The following is a 1,709-nucleotide window of genomic DNA, read 5'->3' on the forward strand; positions in this document are numbered from 1 at the left end:
CAACTTCTGCATTCGACTGGGACATTTCCCCAATTGCTGACTCAGTTGCCTGATTAGTTGACGTAACCGATAATTCCGGATCAGTTTCATCTTCCCCAATAAAATATCCCCTCAACTCTTCTCGCAGAATTGCCCGCGCCTGGGAGATGCGCTTACAGACATTCTGGTAGGAAATCTCTTGCTGTTGGGCTATCTCTCGATAAGACAGTTCTTGATAAAAGTGCAGGATAAAGGTCTGGTGCAGCCGAGCAGGTAAGTTATCAATGGCACGGCGGATGGCAATCTTTTTCTCGTCTGTTTCCAAAGCCCTTTCTGGGGTATCGTCACAGCAAAGCAGTCCTTTTTCCTCTGGAATCCCTTCTATATCCTCAACGTGGTTGGCGCTGCGACAATGTTCTCGATGAATATCCACGCAGAGATTATGAGTCAGCCTTGTCAGCCAAGCCTTAAAATTAGCGATTTTCCTCCCAAACTTTTGCACCTTCTCCCATGCCTTGAGCATGGCCCGACTCAGGGCATCTTCAGCATCCGTAGGGTTTCCACCCATCCACCTGAGACAGCGATGATAGAGATAGTCTTGATATTGCTGCCATTGCTGCCAAAACTCTTTCTCTGAAACCTGATGGGATTGGCCCAATGCAGTAGAACTGGCTTCTAATTGAATATCTGAGATCATAATTTATCAATACAATGGTGTATGCTCTCCACGGGAGTCCAGGGCTGATTTGTAGTAAGCATTCAGCTATCAGCTATCAGCTTTGGGCCTGTGGCCACCCTGGGCGAACAGTACCGTGCGCGTAGCGCAATCGGCGCTTTTGAATAAAATAAGCACCTCAAGTAGCGTGAGCTTTTAGCTCACGGCTGACGGCACCTCAAGTAGCGTGAGCTTTTAGCTGATGGCTGACGGCTGACGGCTGAATGCTTAGGATTTGTACTCCACATTTTTGATCTCGATTACCCGATCACCATTTGAGGTTACATCAGTTTATAGTCTGTTAATCTCATAAAACTCATGTAAAAACTCATGTAAAAACTCATGTAAAAACTCATGTAAAAACTCATGGCTCTATCGGGTTTATGTTAAAAATGTATAATAAAATACATAATTTTAAATTATTTCATGGTAATAGCCTTTCTCCAAAAAGGTTTCACCATGAAATAACTTTTGCTTCTTACCACAAGTACGGTAGAAAAAACTCATGTAAAAACTCATGTAAAAACTCATGTAAAAACTCATGTAAAAACTCATGGCTCTATCGGGTTTATGTTAAAAAATGTATAATACAATACATAATTTTTAAGGGCATCATGGTGAAAACCTTGTGGAGAAAGGGTTTCACCATGAAATAACTTTTTATCATTACCACAAGTACGGTAGAGCAAACTCATGTAAAAACTCATGTCTAGGGTTTTTATATAGGTTGTAAACAAAATGCTTGCTCAAAAAGCCAAGAGTAAATAAGCAAAACGCAAGAGGGGCAAGAGATTCAAAGTTTTATTGTCCAATCAAAAAAGACCATACACGTTTACATCTCAAATAAAAACCCTATATACAGTCGAAAGTCGGGAGTCAACAGAAGCGGGAAATGGGGAGAATTCTTCCTATAGCACTACGCAATAAAGTTAGGAAATGGCTAAAAGCTGAAAACCTGTTGTAGTAAACTTTTGACTTCTGACTTGTGACTTGCGGACTTGCGCGTAGCGCTATA

General features: G+C 41.5%; 1 protein-coding gene. It reads right to left on the reverse strand.

The window, feature by feature from the left end:
- A partial coding sequence (locus F6K38_RS41215) for an RNA polymerase sigma factor (RefSeq protein WP_287360611.1) occupies positions 1-676 on the reverse strand: 676 nt, incomplete at its 3' end.
- Positions 677-1,709: the final 1,033 nt, after the last annotated feature.

This window comes from Moorena sp. SIO3B2, from assembly GCF_010692525.1.
In the GTDB taxonomy this organism is placed as follows: Bacteria; Cyanobacteriota; Cyanobacteriia; order Cyanobacteriales; family Coleofasciculaceae; genus Moorena; species Moorena producens.